This is a genomic window from Paenibacillus sp. FSL R7-0048 (genome assembly GCF_038004505.1).
GTDB classification, from domain to species: domain Bacteria; phylum Bacillota; class Bacilli; order Paenibacillales; family Paenibacillaceae; genus Paenibacillus_AQ; species Paenibacillus_AQ odorifer.
The window spans coordinates 5,348,195-5,366,522 of sequence record NZ_JBBORF010000001.1; the positions used below are offsets into that span (position 1 = coordinate 5,348,195).

16 protein-coding genes are annotated in these 18,328 nt (G+C 41.3%); 7 read left to right on the top strand and 9 right to left on the bottom strand.

Annotated features, from left to right (window positions below; genetic code table 11):
• Positions 1-76: 76 nt before the first annotated feature.
• The 5 genes from NSQ91_RS23795 to NSQ91_RS23815 all read right to left on the bottom strand — a co-directional run bounded on the left by NSQ91_RS23795 (position 77) and on the right by NSQ91_RS23815 (position 5,531).
• Positions 77-511 carry a MarR family winged helix-turn-helix transcriptional regulator gene (locus NSQ91_RS23795; RefSeq protein WP_076191982.1) on the bottom strand — a complete coding sequence of 145 codons (435 nt, stop codon included), beginning with the start codon at positions 509-511 and terminating at the stop codon, positions 77-79.
• Positions 512-750: 239 nt separating this feature from the next.
• Positions 751-2,964 (bottom strand): MMPL family transporter, encoded by a 2,214-nt coding sequence (locus tag NSQ91_RS23800; RefSeq protein ID WP_076191985.1) that lies wholly within the window; start codon positions 2,962-2,964, stop codon positions 751-753.
• A gap of 152 nt (positions 2,965-3,116) precedes the next feature.
• Positions 3,117-3,767, bottom strand: a complete 651-nt coding sequence (locus NSQ91_RS23805; RefSeq protein ID WP_076191987.1) for a response regulator — start codon at positions 3,765-3,767, stop codon at positions 3,117-3,119.
• The gene (locus tag NSQ91_RS23810) at positions 3,764-4,978 is read right to left on the bottom strand and encodes a sensor histidine kinase (RefSeq protein WP_076191989.1); all 1,215 of its coding nucleotides are present in this window, start codon (positions 4,976-4,978) and stop codon (positions 3,764-3,766) included. The genes NSQ91_RS23805 and NSQ91_RS23810 overlap by 4 nt, the downstream gene beginning before the upstream one ends.
• On the bottom strand, positions 4,971-5,531 hold the full coding sequence (locus NSQ91_RS23815) for a TetR/AcrR family transcriptional regulator (protein ID WP_076191991.1): 561 nt from the start codon (positions 5,529-5,531) through the stop codon (positions 4,971-4,973). The genes NSQ91_RS23810 and NSQ91_RS23815 overlap by 8 nt, the downstream gene beginning before the upstream one ends.
• Before the next feature lie 131 nt (positions 5,532-5,662).
• Here NSQ91_RS23815 and NSQ91_RS23820 point away from each other — a divergent pair, with 131 nt between their 5' ends.
• Genes NSQ91_RS23820 through NSQ91_RS23830 form a run of 3 tightly spaced genes read left to right on the top strand, consistent with a single transcriptional unit; the run spans position 5,663 to position 8,441 of the window.
• On the top strand, positions 5,663-6,340 hold the full coding sequence (locus NSQ91_RS23820; RefSeq protein WP_076191993.1) for an SDR family NAD(P)-dependent oxidoreductase: 678 nt from the start codon (positions 5,663-5,665) through the stop codon (positions 6,338-6,340).
• A complete protein-coding gene (locus NSQ91_RS23825) occupies positions 6,337-7,731 on the top strand; it encodes an MFS transporter (RefSeq protein WP_076191996.1) in 1,395 nt (464 codons plus the stop codon). The genes NSQ91_RS23820 and NSQ91_RS23825 overlap by 4 nt, the downstream gene beginning before the upstream one ends.
• Positions 7,728-8,441: a DsbA family oxidoreductase gene (locus NSQ91_RS23830; RefSeq protein WP_076191998.1), complete on the top strand. Its 714-nt coding sequence runs from the start codon at positions 7,728-7,730 to the stop codon at positions 8,439-8,441. The genes NSQ91_RS23825 and NSQ91_RS23830 overlap by 4 nt, the downstream gene beginning before the upstream one ends.
• 94 nt (positions 8,442-8,535) lie before the next feature.
• Here NSQ91_RS23830 and NSQ91_RS23835 read toward each other — a convergent pair whose 3' ends face one another.
• The 3 genes from NSQ91_RS23835 to NSQ91_RS23845 all read right to left on the bottom strand — a co-directional run bounded on the left by NSQ91_RS23835 (position 8,536) and on the right by NSQ91_RS23845 (position 13,534).
• On the bottom strand, positions 8,536-10,794 hold the full coding sequence (locus NSQ91_RS23835; RefSeq protein WP_076192000.1) for a beta-glucosidase family protein: 2,259 nt from the start codon (positions 10,792-10,794) through the stop codon (positions 8,536-8,538).
• Between the two features lie 144 nt (positions 10,795-10,938).
• A complete protein-coding gene (locus tag NSQ91_RS23840) occupies positions 10,939-12,024 on the bottom strand; it encodes a phosphotriesterase family protein (RefSeq protein ID WP_076304626.1) in 1,086 nt (361 codons plus the stop codon).
• A gap of 22 nt (positions 12,025-12,046) precedes the next feature.
• A complete protein-coding gene (locus tag NSQ91_RS23845) occupies positions 12,047-13,534 on the bottom strand; it encodes a carboxylesterase/lipase family protein (protein WP_076192004.1) in 1,488 nt (495 codons plus the stop codon).
• A 157-nt stretch (positions 13,535-13,691) separates the two neighbouring features.
• Here NSQ91_RS23845 and NSQ91_RS23850 point away from each other — a divergent pair, with 157 nt between their 5' ends.
• Positions 13,692-14,240, top strand: coding sequence for a TetR/AcrR family transcriptional regulator (locus tag NSQ91_RS23850; protein ID WP_143762741.1), 549 nt, complete (start codon positions 13,692-13,694; stop codon positions 14,238-14,240).
• Positions 14,241-14,300: 60 nt separating this feature from the next.
• Here the strand turns inward: NSQ91_RS23850 and NSQ91_RS23855 are convergent, their stop codons facing one another.
• Positions 14,301-16,076, bottom strand: coding sequence for a family 43 glycosylhydrolase (locus NSQ91_RS23855; protein ID WP_076192008.1), 1,776 nt, complete (start codon positions 16,074-16,076; stop codon positions 14,301-14,303).
• 743 nt (positions 16,077-16,819) lie between these two features.
• Here NSQ91_RS23855 and NSQ91_RS23860 point away from each other — a divergent pair.
• From NSQ91_RS23860 to NSQ91_RS23870, 3 genes are all read left to right on the top strand, one after another.
• A complete protein-coding gene (locus NSQ91_RS23860; RefSeq protein WP_076192010.1) occupies positions 16,820-17,206 on the top strand; it encodes a sigma-70 family RNA polymerase sigma factor in 387 nt (128 codons plus the stop codon).
• A gap of 74 nt (positions 17,207-17,280) precedes the next feature.
• Positions 17,281-17,493, top strand: coding sequence for a helix-turn-helix domain-containing protein (locus NSQ91_RS23865; protein WP_256716537.1), 213 nt, complete (start codon positions 17,281-17,283; stop codon positions 17,491-17,493).
• Positions 17,494-18,022: 529 nt separating this feature from the next.
• On the top strand, positions 18,023-18,292 hold the full coding sequence (locus NSQ91_RS23870) for a helix-turn-helix domain-containing protein (protein ID WP_179086289.1): 270 nt from the start codon (positions 18,023-18,025) through the stop codon (positions 18,290-18,292).
• Positions 18,293-18,328: the final 36 nt, after the last annotated feature.

The window sequence follows — 18,328 nt, forward strand, 5'->3', positions numbered from 1 at the left end:
CACCTTCCTTCTCGGACAGATACAAGTTGTTCTTGCCCTTACTGTCAGGCTCCTAACAATATAGGCATGGCAATCACTAGTTCAGATTCCTCTTTAACTTTTCAGCAAGTTCAATAAATACAACTATCTCTTCTTCACTCAATCCACTGCGCAAATGGTTCTCGAATTCCTCAAATCTCTTAACGACCCGTTCGTGCATTCTATCGGCTTTCAAAGTCAGGGTCAGCTTCTTAAGCCTGGCATCATGTATCACCGGTTCACGAATAATAAGTCCGTTTCGTTCCATTAACTGCAGCATTCCAGTCACCGTTGCACGCCGGACATTAAAATCCTTCTCAATATCCCGCTGAAACACAGCACGATTCCGATTGGCTTTTAAGTAACCAATGATCCAACCTTGCATGCCGGTCAAGCTCTCCTCCCCATCATCTAATGAGCCATCGTCTAATTTCCGTTTGATTAAGTTGGCCAACACCTTGATTTCAAATCCTATAGACTTAGGCGGCTTCATGCAGTCCAACTCATTCGTATATCGTGCAGTCGCATAGTCATCTTAAGCACCCACCTCCATTACGACCTATATATTTACTTTCCTTAGGGTTAAGCATAGGGGAAGTTTTCATCATTCTCTAACGATATAACGACTTTTCGAATGACGGTTTGACGACTTATTAGTTTATAAAAAGCAAAAGCACCCACCTCTTTCGAGTCGAGTGCTTTTGCTTTATTTTCGTCATGGTCAATGGGAGACTAATCCCACAAAGAGTTGGTTATTTTGTCAGATCCCTTTTTCTCAGACAACTCCTTCATGATCGCCTCACCCTCTATGTCTACATTCGGAAGGATACGGTCAAGCCATTTAGGAAGATACCAAGCTGATTTTCCTAGAATAGTCATAATAGCCGGAACAAGCATTAAGCGTACAACAAATGCATCAAACAGGATTCCGAAAGCAAGAGCAAATCCCATGGACTTGACCATTGATTCTTCAGCCAGAATGAATCCGGCAAATACAGAGATCATAATTAATCCTGCTGCCGTTACTACAGCTCCGCTGCCTTTAATTCCGGCAAGAACAGCACGGCGGGCATCACCAGTATGTTTGTATTCTTCACGCATTCTACTGACCAAGAATACCTCGTAATCCATGGCAAGACCGAATAGAACACCAACTACCATAATAGGCAGGAAGTTTAGTATGGGTCCAGTTGCATGAAAGCCGAAGATGCTCCCCATGTGACCATCTTGTATTACGAATACAAGGAAACCAAATGTTGCCACTAATGATAGAACAAAACCCAGGACTGCTTTAATAGGGATTAACAATGACCGGAATAAGAGCATTAGTAATAGGAACGCAAGCCCAACAACTACTATTGCAAATTTGACGATTGCCGCATTCAAGTGTTCTGAAATATCAATGTTAACAATGGTACTTCCTGTCTCGAATAATTGCACCTGTCCATCATTTTCTAATGTAGATGCTTTATCACGGATAAGATGAACCAGCTCTTTAGTTTCAATATCATTTGGACCTGTATTAGGGGTAACACGAATCATCTTTACTTCCCCTGAACTTCCCGGAATAGCAGGAGTGATACTTTTTACTTCCGGAACACTTTTTAATTCCTCAGTTAACTGCTCAATGGAAGCATTCAATATGTTTTCGTCATTACTTTTAGCCAAAATAACTATTGTGCTATTATAACCCGCACCAAAACCTTCCGCGATAAGATCGTAAGCACGGCGTTCTGTTTTTGATGTAGACTTTTGTGCATCATCCGGGATACCCAGGTTCATATGGAAAAAAGGTATTGCCAGCACACACAAGAAGGAAACCCCAAAAATAACAATTAACCAAGGGCGTTTAGTAACAAATCTCCCCCATCGGCTTTCCGAACCTTTTTTCTTGGAAGACCTACTAAATAATTTTAAAAACCTATTCTGCTTGTTATAACTAAACCGTTCACCTAAGACCCCGAATATTGCCGGCATTATTATAATTGCAACTAAAACGGCTGCTATAACACTAAATGCACTTGCAATACCCATTGTTGTTATAAAGGGGATTCTAGCTACAGCAAGACCTCCCAGACCAATAACGACAGTAATTCCCGCGAATACAACAGAGGTTCCAGCCGTAGCATTTGAGATTGCAGCTGACGTTTCCACATCATACCCTTCTCCGAGTTGTTGGCGGAATCGAGAAATCATAAGCATAGCATAATCAATTCCTACAGCTAACCCTAACATTACTGCTACCGATATAGAGTTTAATGACATGTCCATCACATTTGAACTAATTAATATACACATTATCCCTATCAATAGGCTTACCAGTGCGGTTATGATAGGGAAAATGCCGGTTAGAAAAGAAGCGAATGTAATTGACAAAATAATAAAGGCAACAAGAACACCTATGGTTTCGGTAGGACTAACTCCGGCGCTAGTTGTTATCAAACTTGCATATCCCGATCCTGTTAGCTCAGCTTGCCATCCTTCATTACGCATAGATTCTGTAATGTGGATTAGAGCGTTTTTGGATTCGTCAGAAACATCCGGTTGCATGTACGTAATTATCGCATATCCTATGTTATTCCCAGGACTTAACGTCATACTTTCATAAGGATCAGAAATCCCTTTTACTTCAGAATCGCTAGCAATCTCCTTCAAATACTTTTGAATAAATTGTTTTTCCGGTTCAGTTGTAAGATTCGCCTTGTCCGGAGCTTTAAACACGAGTTGAATCTGACCACCTTCCTCAGCAGGCGCCGGAAATTCAGTACTCAATAATTTCATGGCATCTTCTGACTTTAAACCAGGTATTGACATCTCTGAACTAAATGAGGGTCCTAAAGATATTGCTATACCAACAAGTAATAATAAAACAACTAAACCACCTACAAGGACTTTTATACTATTCTTCGCGGACCATGATCCCAGTCGAAATAAATACTTCGCCACTCAACAACCACCCCTTTATTTAAACATAAATATATTTTAGATAATTCAGCATGTGATTACATCGTACCAATAGGCAGAAGTACATGTACCTTTGGGCAATTCCACACAGAAACAAAAAAAACCAGAAAGATATTACTCCTTCTGGATTTTAACTAATTTAAATGTATCATCTTTTTTTCTAGTGCAACTGCAACAGCTTTAGATCTGGAATCAACTTCAAGCTTACTATAAATGCTTGTTAAATGTGCTTTTACGGTTCGTTCTGAGATCCCAAAATCAAACGCAATTTCTTTACTTTTATATCCTCTCGCAACTAAACGCAGAATTTCCAATTCTTTAATTGTTAATACATTCTCTTCCTCTGCAACGGGAGATAACTTTTCTTTGGTTATGGATATTAATTTTGTCATCATATCTGATAGTAGAATAGTATCACCAACAATGGCTGATTCAATTACGCGAAATAAATCCACACTTGTTGTATCCTTTAGCAGATAACCCTTTGCACCTAGATTCAATGCCTCTAGCATCAAATCACCTTCGTCATATGTGGTTAAAATAATAATTGGTATAGAAGAACCTTTGTCTTTTAGAACCTTCATAACTTCTATTCCATCCATAACCGGCATCCTTAAGTCCATTAGCACTGCATCAGGTAAAAGCTCTGTTACGAGTCTTAGAGCCTCGACACCGTTGACTGCCTCACCAATAACCTCAAACTTATTTGTCGTTTCCAAGATCAATTTTATGCCTTCCCGCACGACACTGTGGTCATCAACAATTAATATCTTGTAGGGTTTCATTCATTTTCTCCTTCAAATATTGGAACCTTCACTCTTACAAGGGTTCCGCTATTATTACTTGTTATTTCTACTGATCCTCGTAACAACTTTGCCCGTTCTTGTATTCCTAATAACCCGTAATGTCCCTTTTGTTCTACAATTTTTTCCATAATGAAACCTTCACCATCATCTTTAACTTCGATCACAAGAAAATCATTTGAGACCTCAGCACTAACCCAGACATTTGTAGCATTAGCATGTTTAAGAATGTTTATCATACATTCGCTTATTATCAACAAGATATTCTCGGTTAAATTCTTCGATAATTTATGATCCACCTTGAGATTTACAGAAACCTTGATCCCTGTTGAACTGATAAAGCGATCGATCTCATCTCTAACTTCTTCAGAAAAACTCTTCTCGTTAAATTCTGGTTTGAGACGTAAGTTATCTATCGCTTTACGTGCATCCTTCAAAATACTGCGAGCCTGATCTGTGGAACGCAGAGAAATTTCTTGTGCCCTATGAATATTTCCGTTTGTAATAAAAGAGCCTATAGCTTCTAACTGCATGATTAATCCGGCAACGCCTTGTGCCATTGTATCATGTAAGTCACGAGCCATCCGTTGTCTTTCATTCGCTAGTGTTAATTCCTCAACCTTCATGTATGCAGCCTCCAGTTCATGCAAATATTTTTGCGTCCGCAATCGTGAATGTACTTGCTGAAAAAACAGACCTGTATATGCTGACACGACAATAATTAACAATAAAAAAGGAGCAAGCACTAAAGTTAGGTTGTGAAATTCCCCTACGCAGACTAATACATTAATAAATATAGTTATACTTAAGGCAATGACCAGTATGGTTTTTCTTTTATTATAGTAGAATCCAATACTCTGCCCCACCAGGACAGGTAGTAAACCCACTAATATAGTTACAGCAGCTGAAGGCATAAGAATTGAGCTAATTGAAATTAATGAACCTTGCAGGATAAAAAAAGACCATGTATATCGCTTAGCAAAAAGAGCTGATTCCCAGTTTACATAAAGAAAAATAATGAATAATGCACTGAAAATTAAATACTCTGCTAAATGAAATTCCCTTATGCTCTGAATAGTTGTCGAACCATAAACCAGCGAGGACCAAATGAGTACCGGTATTCTAAAATCATTCATGGTTTGGATAAATGAGGTTGTTTCACGATTACCATAGAATTTTAGCAAATTAAACATTAGGCAATCCCCCCATAATTAAGTCAGCTACCTTCTCTGCTGCTTCCCCCAGTAGTAATCCCGTTTGGTCTGTTGCCCATAGATAACCTGCCTCATAGCTTAGAGCGGCGTAAATCCGTGCATAGAATGTGCGATCTTCTTGCTCATATATATTTGCTAAACACTTTTCCAAGTGACTGCGTAAAGTATCAATCATTCGGGAACGCAGCTGTGGAATTTTGCTTTCATAATTGCCTTTGCAGGTGTTGTTTATCTGTTCATAATACTCAAACACTGCATAAACAAGTTGATTAATTTTTTCTTTATTGAATAGATAGACATCCTTTGTATGTAATTGTACCATCTGTGCAGCGGACTCCCCGATTACTTCATCCAATACTTCATATTTGTCCAGAAAATGAGCGTAAAATGTAGCCCGATTTACATTAGCACGTTCACTTATTTCAAGAATCGTTATTTTTTCAATACTTTTTTTACTGGCAATTGCTAAAAACGCTTCAATTATTGCCTGCCTTGTTCCAGTCTTCCTGATATTCTTGACTTTTATGGTCATAAATAACTCTACAACTCCCTATCTCCACATATATGGATTATTGTTGGTTGCTTAGTAAGACAGCAACTTATAGACTTGACTTAAAACGACATGAGTTGTTTTAAATATATCAAAGGAAGGTGAGGTTATCCATGAAAACCATTGCCATTGTCGGAGCCGGTCCCGGCCTAGGATTATCTATTGCCAAAAGATTTGGTAAACAACAGTTCAAAGTAGCTTTAATTGCCCGCAACGCCGATAAATTGGCAGCAATCATTCAAGAACTTAATAATATGGACAATCAAGCCAAGTTTTACTTAGCTGATATCAGCCAGTTGACCCAATTAAAGCGAGCACTTGGTGAGGTGAAAAGCGATTTTGGCGGAATTGACGTACTGGAATTCAGCCCGTCCGCAGGCCTTGAAACTTACAAACATATACTGGAGACTACACCGCAAAGCGTCTTGGAGTACGTAAACGGCTATTTGCTTCCAGCCATTCAATGTGTAAATGAAGTACTACCTGAAATGCAACAAAAAGGCGAAGGATCCATTCTTTTCTCTAGCGGGGTGTCTGCGCAATATCCACTCCCCTTTCTCGGTAATGGGAGTGCCGTTATGGCCGCATTACGAAATTATGCATCCAATCTGCATGAGACATTGAAGGTTAACGGGGTCTATGTAGGCTTCTTGGCCATAGGAACCCTAATTAAACCTGGAACAGAAGGAGATCCGGATTTGATTGCAGAGGCTTGGTATGAGCTGTATCGCAACAAAGATAAGTTCGAAGAAACTTTCCCTAAAGATTTCAAGCCTGTTCAAGAATTATGACGGAACATCAAATTGCAATAGAGAGTAAGCAGAAAGAGCGGCTTCTGCTGGTCTTGATGGCCACTTTGATTTTATCTGTGATGAATGCTGCCATGTTTAATGTCGCACTACCGCAAATGCGCGAAGAGTTCGAACTGACAGCTTCTCAAGTCAGTTGGGTAATGACTGGTTTCACATCTTTATATGCTATTGGAACAGTGGTATTTGGAAAGCTTTCTGACCGATTCAGGTTAAGAAATTTATTAACCATCGGATTGCTTTTTTTTGCCGGCGGTTCACTGATTGGACTTTTCTCCACCAATTTTTCAACCGTCATTGCCGGAAGGATCTTGCAGGCAGCAGGTGCGTCTGTCATTCCGGCAGCAGCTTTAATCATTCCTGTTCGCTATTATGAGCCAAAGAATCGGGGACATGCACTCGGCATGGTTTCGATGGGATTAGCGATCGGAACTGCTGTCTCGCCAATTGTAGGAGGCTTTATTGTTCAGACCTTCCACTGGCGGGTACTCTTTGGCCTTACTCTTATAGTTCTTGTTGCATTACCATTTTTCCGAAAATACTTGCCTGATCATCCCCCATCTAGCGGTACAATTGATGCGCTTGGGGCCGGTTTGCTCGCTGCCCTGGTTGCTTTCTTACTATTAGCGATAACTTGGAGTAACGGCTGGTTAACGCTAGCCGGAATTCTTATGCTTTTGTTGCTTATCTGGAGATTGACTAAGGCGAAAACTCCATTTATTCAACCGGCACTTTTTGGCAATAGGCGTTATGTTACAGCGCTGGTCATCGGTTTTTTGAATGCGGCGGTGGTAATGGGAGTCTCATTTGTAATACCGCAATTATTGACCGAGTTGAACGGACTATCTCCAGGTATGGTTGGTTTTGTGGTGTTTCCAGGAGCATTCATCTCCGCGGTGTTTGGAAAAAGTGCAGGTAAGCTAGCCGACCGCCATGGAAATCCGCTACTTGTGAGTCTGGCTATGACTCTGATGTTTCTCTGCTTCTTCCTGCTGTCGCTTATGGCAGGTGCAGATCCTTGGGTAGTAGCCTTAATTCTGATTGCCGGAAGTGTTGGTCAGGTTTCTATGCAGTTTGGTCTATCTAATACCGTCTCACGAACATTAACACAGGAACAGGTCGGCATCGGCATGGGGCTTTTTTCTATGATAATGTTTCTCTCAGGAGCAATGTCGACGGTTATTATTGGTAAGATTATTGATTACGGGGATTCCTCACTGACCTTGAATCCGCTGCATCTGTATGCCTCTGGAACGGTGTACAGCAATATCTGTGCAGGTATGGCCGTAGTTGTATTAATCGTGTCTTTATTATACTTTTGGCATTTTGGACGTACAGGTAATAAGAATTGGCAGAGGGGGGAGCAATTATGAAAGTGGAAATATGGTCGGATTTCGCATGTCCGTTTTGTTATATAGGAAAGCGCCGATTTGAAGAGGGACTGAGCAAGTTTCTGCATAATGAACGAGTAGACATCACGATAAGAAGCTTTCAACTGGATCCCCATGCATCACTTGACGGCAACCCTAGCACATACGAATTGATGGTACAAAAAATGGGAATGTCTAACGAACAGGCCTCGGCAAGTGTAAATCATATGATACACCTGGCAGAATCGGCTGGACTTGAATATCATCTTGACAAGACGATACGAACTAATACATTTGATGCACATCGACTGATGCATTTTGCTTCCGTTCAAGGGAAGCAACTGCAAATGACCGAACGGCTAATGAAAGCCTATTTTACTGATACCTTGCATATAGGTCGTCACGAGGTACTGGCTGAATTAGCGGTTCAAGTAGGCCTGAATCGCGATGAATCGCTCAGAATACTGAAAGGCGAGGATTATACCACAGAAGTCCGTAACGATACTAAAATGGCAACAAAAGTCGGTGTACGCGGTGTTCCATTCTTTCTGATCGCAGGAAAATATGCAATATCCGGTGCACAGACATCAGATGTTTTTCTACAAGAGCTGGAACAAGCATGGACAGATGTACAATCAGTAGAGAATTCTCAGGCTTCTTCAGACATTTGCACTGCAGAAACAGGATGTGAATTGCCTGAACACAATTCTTGAACCGATGCGACATCCTGAATGTTAATTGTTAAGAGGCAGCTCCCTTCGGCTGCCTCTTAACTTAATGTCTATTAAATAGTTTGCTTACCGTTTTTTAATTATTTAATTTCTCGAGCATATCATCCAGCATTTCTTCAGTGAAATCAGCTCCACTGAAATTGAGTAGTGCGTGCAGCGGGATCCCGTTCATCATAGCCTGAAGCATTTCTGAACTGAAAGCATTCTCGTCCATTCCATTTCTGGATTGACTCGAAAGAATTGCTTGAACAATCTGCGCAGCATCCGGATCTGCCATCAAATCACCGACCGTTGAAGTTCTAGTGTAGCTTTTCGGAAGAGAAACTGTAGACTCCACATATACGGATTCTGTCAGTATAATGTCCTTAGAGGACATTCCGATCAAGAGATTGAACTCCCCCGTTTCAACATGCCAATCTTGCAATTTGATATTATAATAAGCGAAGGCGCGCTTTCCAAGTGTGAAGGACACGGTTTTAGTTTCTCCTGGTTTTAGTTCAACCTTTTCAAAGCCCTTCAATTCTTTTGCCGGACGAATAACGCTACTCGCCACGTCATGTACATACAGCTGAACGATCTCTTTACCCGTCATATTACCTGTATTTTTCACTTGTAGTGTAACGTTGACGAAATCAGTATCCTTCAATGTTTTGTTGCTAACCGTAAGGCCAGTATATTCAAAGCTTGTGTAGCTTAAGCCAAAGCCGAATGGGAAGAGCGGTTCAATCTTCTTCATATCATAATAGCGATATCCGATAAATAAGCCTTCCTTGTATTCCACTCTATCGCCTTCCCCTGGAAAATTCAGATGGGACGGATTATGTTCCAGTATCATTGGGAAGGTCTCAGCCAGCTTGCCGGACGGGTTAACATCACCGAATAGCAAGTCGGCGATCGCTCCGCCAAGTGCTTGACCACCCAAATACGCCTCTAGCAGCCCTTTCACCTTACAAAGCCATGGCATCTCGACAGGAGAGCCATTACTCAGTACGACAACGAGATTCGACTGCACTGTAGAAATAGCTTCTATTAGAGCAATTTGATTTGCTGGAATACGCAAGTGCGTACGATCATAGCCTTCAGACTCGTATCGCTCCGGCAATCCAATGAACATAATAGCCACGTCCGATGCCTGAGCCAAATGGATCGCCTCTGCTTCCAAGCGCTCGTTTACCTCATCGCTCGCAATCTCATAACCTTGCGCATACATGACCGCTGCGCCGCCTGCAGATTTTTTAAGCTCCGCGGCGATATCGTCTAACTTAGTAGGATTTACATGAGAGCTGCCGCCACCCTGATAACGTGGAGCTTTTGCAAGCTCGCCGATAACCACTATGTTTCCTTCCTTCTTAAGTGGCAGAATACAATCCTCATTCTTAAGTAGCACCATGCTTTCTCTCGCTACTTCCCGAGCCAGTTGGTGATGATCCTCCACACTATAAGAAGCATTTGGTTTTTTATTGTCAACGGCTTTGAAGATGACCTTGAGTAGACGACCCGCTGCTCGGTTGAGTGCCTCTTCAGTCAAAGAGCCATTGCGTACTGCCTCTATAATCTTATTGTCTCCCTTACCGTTGCTGGACGGCATTTCGAGTTCCAGGCCTGCTGCAAGTCCGCGGACTCTCTCGTTGACAGCCCCCCAATCAGAAACAACAAATCCTTCGTGCCCCCATTCTTCCTTCAAGATATCCGTTAGCAATCGATGGTTTTCCGAAGCGTAATCTCCATTCACTTTGTTATAGGAGCTCATCACTGTCCATGGCTGCGCCTTTTTCACAACCCCTTCAAAGCTTGCCAAATAGATTTCCCTCAACGCACGTTCGTCCACCTCCGCACTGACAGACATTCGGCGATATTCCTGATTGTTGACTGCAAAATGTTTCAGCGATGTTCCCACACCCTGGCTTTGTACTCCCTCAATATGGCCGGTCGCGATCTCGCTTGATAGGTACGGATCCTCAGAAAAGTATTCAAAGTTTCTGCCGCAAAGCGGCGAGCGTTTCATATTGGCACCCGGTCCTAGCAGAATTGAAATGTCCTCTGCCTGACATTCCTCCCCAAGTGCAATTCCTACTTTACGGGTCAGTGACACGTCCCATGAGCAAGCCAGACCTGCTGCGGACGGAAAACAAGTGGAGGGCAAGCTGCCATGTAACCCCAAGTGATCTGCAGGTCCCTCCTGCTTCCGCAATCCGTGAGGTCCGTCTGTCATCATGATGGACGGGATTCCCAATCGTTCAATCGGCTTCGTTTGCCAGAAGTTTAATCCAGAACACAGACCCGCTTTCTCTTCTAAAGTCATTTCCGAAATCAATTGTTCAATATTTCTTTCCATGATTCGTCCCTCCTGGTTATAATCTTTAAGTTGTGCTGCTGCTTCACAACTAACTTTAATGTTAAAAAAAGACCTTAAATCCCGTGGAATTTAGGACTAAGACCCGTGCTACCCTTTTCTGTGAAGATTATATTCATTAGCAGGTTAATATGATAAGAGCTTTGCCGGATTCTCAACGGTGATTTTCTGGATTTCTTCGCCAAGACCGAACTGGTGCAATTGTCCGAGCATCTCCGGGAACCGGGTATATCCATAGGAACCGGCAGTTTTGCCATACGCCTTCGTTATACAATCATGCCCACAGACAATCTGAGAACCATAGCCTTTTTTTAATAAAGCAACCAAGCCCTTCACCCGGTCATAATCATCCGGAAGCGTTGTTACAAATGTCCCCCAGGAATCGAAGCCTATATATACTCCATGATCTAGAATCTTCTCAAGATACTCCGTATTAACGTTTCTTCCCATTTCAGGACAACTCAGATATACATTATTCTCACAGCCTCTACGCAAAAACTGGTCCTGGTGCATCATTAACAATCTGTCAGGATTCATTCCGCATTCCTTAAGAGCCACATCCACAACCTCGTATAGATGTTCATTTGTCATTGGATAGCCCGTATGAACATGAACGGAAAGACCTGTTTCATTAGAGAGTCTTGCTTGTGCACGAAGCGCATCTAATTCACTCTTGTCGATGGAACCATCTTCATTGATCGCATTCACCGCGCATTTCAAAAAGCCAGGTTTAACATCGGTGCCATCGATACCTTCTTCAACTTCCTTTTTGAATACTTCGTACATAAATATATCGTCTTTGCCGATATATTCATCCGGACGGGCGGCTGCAACATAAATTCCGGTACATGTAACAAGGTGGATTCCGCTCCGCTCGGCAGCTTCCTTCAACTGCCCGGCTGGAGCCCTCAATCCTATTGGAGATGCATCAACGACAGCTTGACCTCCAATCTTTTGGAATGCGTTGAATTCAGCGACTGCGAAATCAATATCTCCGGCCAATGAACAATCATCTGAAAAAATGGACATTCCCTGTCTTAAGCCCGCCAGATTTTCCATACGAAGCTCCAGCATATAATCAGGTATTCTGCCCTTAAAATGCATAACCTGTCTATTTAACAAGGAAGCGTCTGCAAGCACATGCTCATGCATCGTGGTATACCCTAATTCGACCGGTTTAATATCCCCTAGCACGGTTGTAATTTTTTTCATGTGGTTATGCTCCTTAAATACCTTATTCTTGATCATAAGGTAAGCCGATTTCGTCCCATATTGCGAATACTTGTTCACTTAATCGCACATCCCTGTTGGATGGCTCGAGGTCAAAGATATGCAGCGGACTGTTCTTACCTTCATATTTCGGCCATTCAATGGATCCGCCATTCGGATTACCCGTCTTAGCGAAATTCAGCCAAGCTCCATTAATCTGGTCACGGATAGCTTCCAGCTGATCCTGCGGTGTTCCTTTCGTGGCATAAGAGAAATAACCTCTATCCAGAGTATCAAGTGCGAAGGGAATCTCAGCTGCATGAACAGCACCCATATTAAGCTGCTGATAAGCAACAGGCACAAAATCAAAGCGATACATCCACACATTACCGTGGTTTACCTGATTGTCTGCACAGATATAGGAATGCATGGCAAAGAAATAATCATTAACAAAGCTGCTAAGCGCTTTACGCTCATCTTCAATATCGGAATAAGCTGCTCTGAGTTCCGGATAATACTGTTCTTTGCCGTTGTTTTTGAGCATAGTCTCAACACATTCCCAGGAAGGAAACCACCCCTGCACCACTTCGGTTGACTGAATGAAGGTATCACCCTCGTCACGATTATATCCGATAATCACATCGACGCCTTCGGCACTGCCATTCTGGATAGCGGTCCAAGGACGTTCTGGCAACAAATCATCACCGAATAAAGGACCAGGCATGTTAATTCCTGCAAATAATGTTGTGAAATCCTCATAAAACTTGCTACCCGCCTTTTTAATGATGTCAATATCCATCGTCTTAAGCTTGTAGACCTCTTCAGGCTGTAACCCGATATATTCAAGAAAACGTGGTATCACTAACTTTGTATATTCTCTGCCACCGCTGAGACGGGGAAGGCCGCTTTGTGAAATCGCTTTTTGAAACAGACCTTTTGCTGCTGGGCTTGCAAGTAAATCAAATACCGCTACTCCGCCGCCGCTTTCTCCAAAAATGGTGACATTGCCAGGATCTCCGCCGAATGCTTCGATATTTTCTTTGACCCATTTTAGTCCCTCAATATGATCGGAAATTGTACAATTTGTATCAAAGGAATCGTCGAACTGGTTAAAATCGTAATAACCGAGCGGCCCTAAGCGGAAGTTGAGATTAACACGGACCACACCGTTTGCTGCCATAGGAGCACCATCATAGCTCGGGTCGGTGTTGAAGCCATAATGAAGGCCACCGCCGTATAGCCACACAACAACAGGGAGGTTTTCAGCATTTTTGGGTGCCCACACATTCACATTAAGGCAATCTTCATCTTCACCCTCTCGGAAAGCGATAAACTGGATAGGATCATGACCGGCAACCTTACAATCTCTAACACCCTCCCACGGATCAGCCGGTTGTGCACGCTTAAAGCGCAGGTCTCCCACCGGTGCTTTACCAAACGGTATACCAAACCATGCGTTGACACCTTCTGTTTCAAAACCTTCTACTTTTCCTTTTTTGGTGTTAATAATCATAAGATTAACCCTCTCCTTAATCAATTTAAATCAACATTTGTTGACTTCGTTACATCTTTACAGTAAGTTTAATGTCATCAGTCGTCAATAAGGTGACCCAGAACGAAGGAATGAACTAGACAGAATCTACTAAAGTTGTTGATTTGAAAGGAATTATATGATGAAAACAAACAAAAAAATACTTCAAACCAAACAAGCTCTACAAAACGCACTCTGGTCTCTTATCGAACGTTTGGACATCAAGGACATTACCGTTTCCCAAATATGCAACGAGGCTCAGATCAACCGGACCACCTTTTATAAATATTATTCGCTGCCGCTAGATATCCTAACGGAATATGTGGAGGAGATGTGTGAACTATCTTTGCAACAAAACAGCGAGAAGAAGGGTACTTCTTCAGAGGAAGATATTTATCGTATGATGTTAGATATATGCCGCATTCATTATGAGAACAAACAAATTATGAAGATTTATATGGAGTTTCATAAAATTTTAATGCCTATTATTCATAAAGCATTATTGGAGAATTTAGGTGATCAGCTAAACGAATCCTCTCTAAATAAATTCATCTCTGGTGGAGTTACTGCAATTATTTATCAGTGGAGTCTGAATGATTATCAGCAATTGCCTGAAGAAATTGCCGTAATGTTGACTACTTATATTCATAGATTATCTGGAGTACCCCATGATGGATTACTTAACTAAAAAGGTACAGTCTCTCTATTTTTATTGAGTGATTGTACCTTGCCTGCTTGCAACCGCTAACTATACTTTGATTACGTCACTTTCTGTAATACCATTGTCGTTGTAGCTATCTACTCTTACATAGACATCCTGGCCTTTCACGAGTGCGCCAATTCTTACGCTCTGTCCGAAAACCTGATAGCTGTGGTAGAGCTTGTCAGGTGAGTAACCCCACTCTACAACATAGCCCGTGCCATTGCCCTTCCAGCTTAATTCAATGTCTAGATCACTTAATCGTTCTATTGTAATAGCCGTTGCTTGTTCGGGGGCCGGTCCGCTGCCAAGCCCGAATATTCGTAATCCGGATACGCAAGCAACCTGTTCGTATGGAAGAGAAGTGATTGTGAGTCTAATATACCTTGCCTTTATCCCCTCCTCTATGACTACCAGGTCGTGGGGGAGATCTGTGTTCACTTCGCTCTTGTCTTCGATAAAGAAGTAGGTGTTCCCGTCTGCCGACCCCTCCAGCTCCCATCGCGTCGGCTGCGGAGTTTCATCTATCCATCGCACCTGACCCAGTTCGCCCCTAAACTCTACTCCATCCGGAGGAGACAGAAATAGACCATCATCCGCAAAATTAATCTGTACAGCATGAACATCATATTCTTGGCCGAGGTCGATCTCGATCCACTCACCCGGCTTGTTCGATGCTGCCTTCCACCAGGTTTGAACGTTTTCGTCTGTTACACTGGTGGTGATATAATCCTCTGCACAAGAAGAGGCATTTGCCGGCTTGGCGTAGGAGAGCAGCATCCATTCCGGTTGTGCCCACGGGTCGTGCTTGGCCAAATCTACCTTGATTGGCCAGTCACCATAACGTTGATTGCAGAACAACTCTCCGTCATCATCCCATCCTGCCGGCCATAAACCAATGCGGCGTTCAAAATTATGGTTCTTGGCTATGCGCATGGTGGCTGTATGCCATAGATTCGCATACTCATCTTTCATAGTGGAGCCGTGCCCAGCTCCAGCTATAAATCCGCCGGGCTTATAGGAGTACGGATTGTTTTTGGCAAGCTTGAAAGGCCCCAACGGGCTATCCCCCACATAAACCCCATCCGCATAAATGTTATAACGGGAGCCAGGACTTGCATACTGCAGATAGTACACATCGTTATGCTTATTCATCCATACTCCCTCGATATAGGGGGCCCCCGTTACATAAGCCAGAGCTGCAGCTCTCAATTCTTCTGGTATGTTGTCTTTACTTTCCTCAAAATTCTTCAGCATCTCGGTCATTTTCCCTGGTGAATGAGGTGGTATGTGGTTTTCCCCCGATCTTTCATATCCAATATCCTCAACATTACCGAAGATCAATTCCTTTTTCTCACCAATAGACGTCATATCTGCAGGGTTAAGTTCGATGCCGTAAAGGGGCAAACTAGTTGACGATCCCCAGTATAAATAGACTCTTCCATCGTCATCTGCAAACAAATTAGGATCCCAAAATGGAAAAGTACTCTTGATTTCCTCGAACTCATCACTGAACAAATCTTTAGTACGGTAGAAGTTGCAGATTTCGTGTGAGGATGCACAGAAATAAACATAATCCCCAACAACTCTCACGTCCGGTGCGTAGTCGTATGCGGGCAAACTTTTAAGCGAATGAAAATTCCATGTAGCGATATCATCGCTATACAAAAAACCGCAAGTCATCGACGGGAACATATAATATCTGCCTTTAAAATTGATCATGGATGGATCAGCCGCCTCACGGGAGACAGATATTTTACCACTTTCAGTCTGGTTAAACTGGTACTTGTAGCCAACGTTAATTGGATTACATAAATATTTCATATTAACCTCCTACAGGAATTGTTGATTATTACTCCGCTGTCAAAGTATTGTAAGTTGCCTAACATCATTTTAAGGAATAACCCATTGGTCTTCTAACGGTTTGACGACTAATAGACTAACACTTTTACGACTAATTAAATAAAAGATAAAAAATATACTCTACAAGCTTATTCTTGACCCAATAACAATTCTTCTACATAACCTTAAATCCATGTACATATTCATAGAATTCAGATTGTTATTTGTTGATGCAATTTAAAATCATATCCTGTAATAGTCGTCAAAGTGTCATTGAAAAAGTCTTCAAACTGTTAGAATGACGATCAATAGTTCTTTAAGATAGAATGAGAAGTTGTGGCCGATTGAACTGCTAAGTGTTTTTTTTCACAACCGAATATATACTCCTTTAAAGAAACATTTCACTTTTTGTGTAACCCTATACACTCGCACTATCATCTGAAATACTTTATTTATTACCTGTAATTTAATCACTAGACATTAAAAATTAAAAACAGCAGGTCTCCTTATTGAGACCTGCTGTTTTTATACTACAAGCTAAGTGGGTTTAATTTTAAAGCAACTAATTAAATCATGCAAAATCCGAATTTGTAAATTTCTTCGATAATGTCACGACGATCAAATTCGACTCTATAATTAATATTTTTTATATTTTTACAATTATTTGTCTGAAGTTGTTTTTTTCGAACTTTTTTTCTATTTGAGAAAGAGAGGAGATGTTCATAATGAACAAAAGACCTAAAATTTCATCCGATGTTGAAAAGGGATTTAGTCGTTACATCCAAACATGTCTGTTCCATACTAGTCGTGAATTTTTCAGAAAAGTGGATCGAGATGCTCAATACCTTCAACCAATGGGCGAAGATATTGATAACTTTCAGCTTATGGTCTATTCTTATTCCCTTTCTCCTACTGTATTAGTAGAGATACAAGATTACTTAGGTTCTGTCATCAGAGCATTAAGTCCAATGGAGAAGAAACTTATAACTTTAAAATATTTCGAAGGAAAGACCGATTCTGAAATTGCTTGTTTATTCGGATTAACTCAACAAGCTGTCAGTAAAGCCAAAAGATCATTATTGGATAAACTTAGGCACCAACTGGAGTTGTAGAGTTAAATTCCCCCCGAATGCCCTCCCCCATTTCTACTATAAACTGGAACCTTCCATAGAAAGGAGGTAATCGTTTGAGGGAAGTAATGGATCTTATTGAGTTAGCTCAGGGTGGGGATAGGCTAGCTGAAGAAGAATTAATTTTTCGATATGAGCGATTAATCTATAAATATGCATGGCACAACGGTCAATATAATGAAGACTGTAGACAGCACCTAATTATTTCTTTTATAATGGCAGTCCGTCGATTTGATCTAGATCGTTATATAAATAATTCATTGAAATAATTTACTTATTTTTGGCAATTTAATTGCCAATGTTATTATTTTTGGTTGTATTCACAAATACTAAATACCATTTAAATACAGAGGAGATTTTTTAATTGTAATAGATAAATAATACATCCTCTATTATTTATCAGTAATTAAATTTTCGGTGTCCTTTGATAATTAAAGAAGTCTTTTATCAAGTACGTTCCTCTTTGCTCTGTAAAAATACAGAAGCGACGCAGCAGAAGCGCCATGATGGGTTTTAGGATTATACATACAAATCCCAAAGCTCTGAGCGATCATCTTCTGGCTCAAATCAATCCATGGTAGGTTTGAATCGCCATAACAAGTAAGAGGGATAATGATACTTCCGCCCGGCCAACGTTACTGTATTGGGGGCGGCCTGCTCGGATGAGGGGGAACTTCGGTACTGCCGGAGTTATGATGTTGCACACCATCAGCAGCTTGATAAAGACTATTTATCTCTGAAAAAACAACTTTCTAAGTTTATTTTACTTAAGATTCCGTTATAAAGGAGAATTTACTAATGAAGAGTGATTTTTACCAACATAAAGAACTTCCAGATATGTACGCTGTAATATATCATGATTTTCCTGACATTGTCACTGTTGTACAGATGCGTGAGATGCTTGGCGGTATAAGTAATAAGACTGCTTATAAGCTTTTACAAGAGAATAAAATTCATCATTTTAAGATTGGGCGCAATTATAAAATCCCTAAAATAAATATCCTACTATATCTTAATTTGTTCAACCACACTTTTAACCCTCCTCACTTTAACACTTTAGTGCATTGAACCGCCCCTTCCACGCGTGTTATAATTAACACGTCA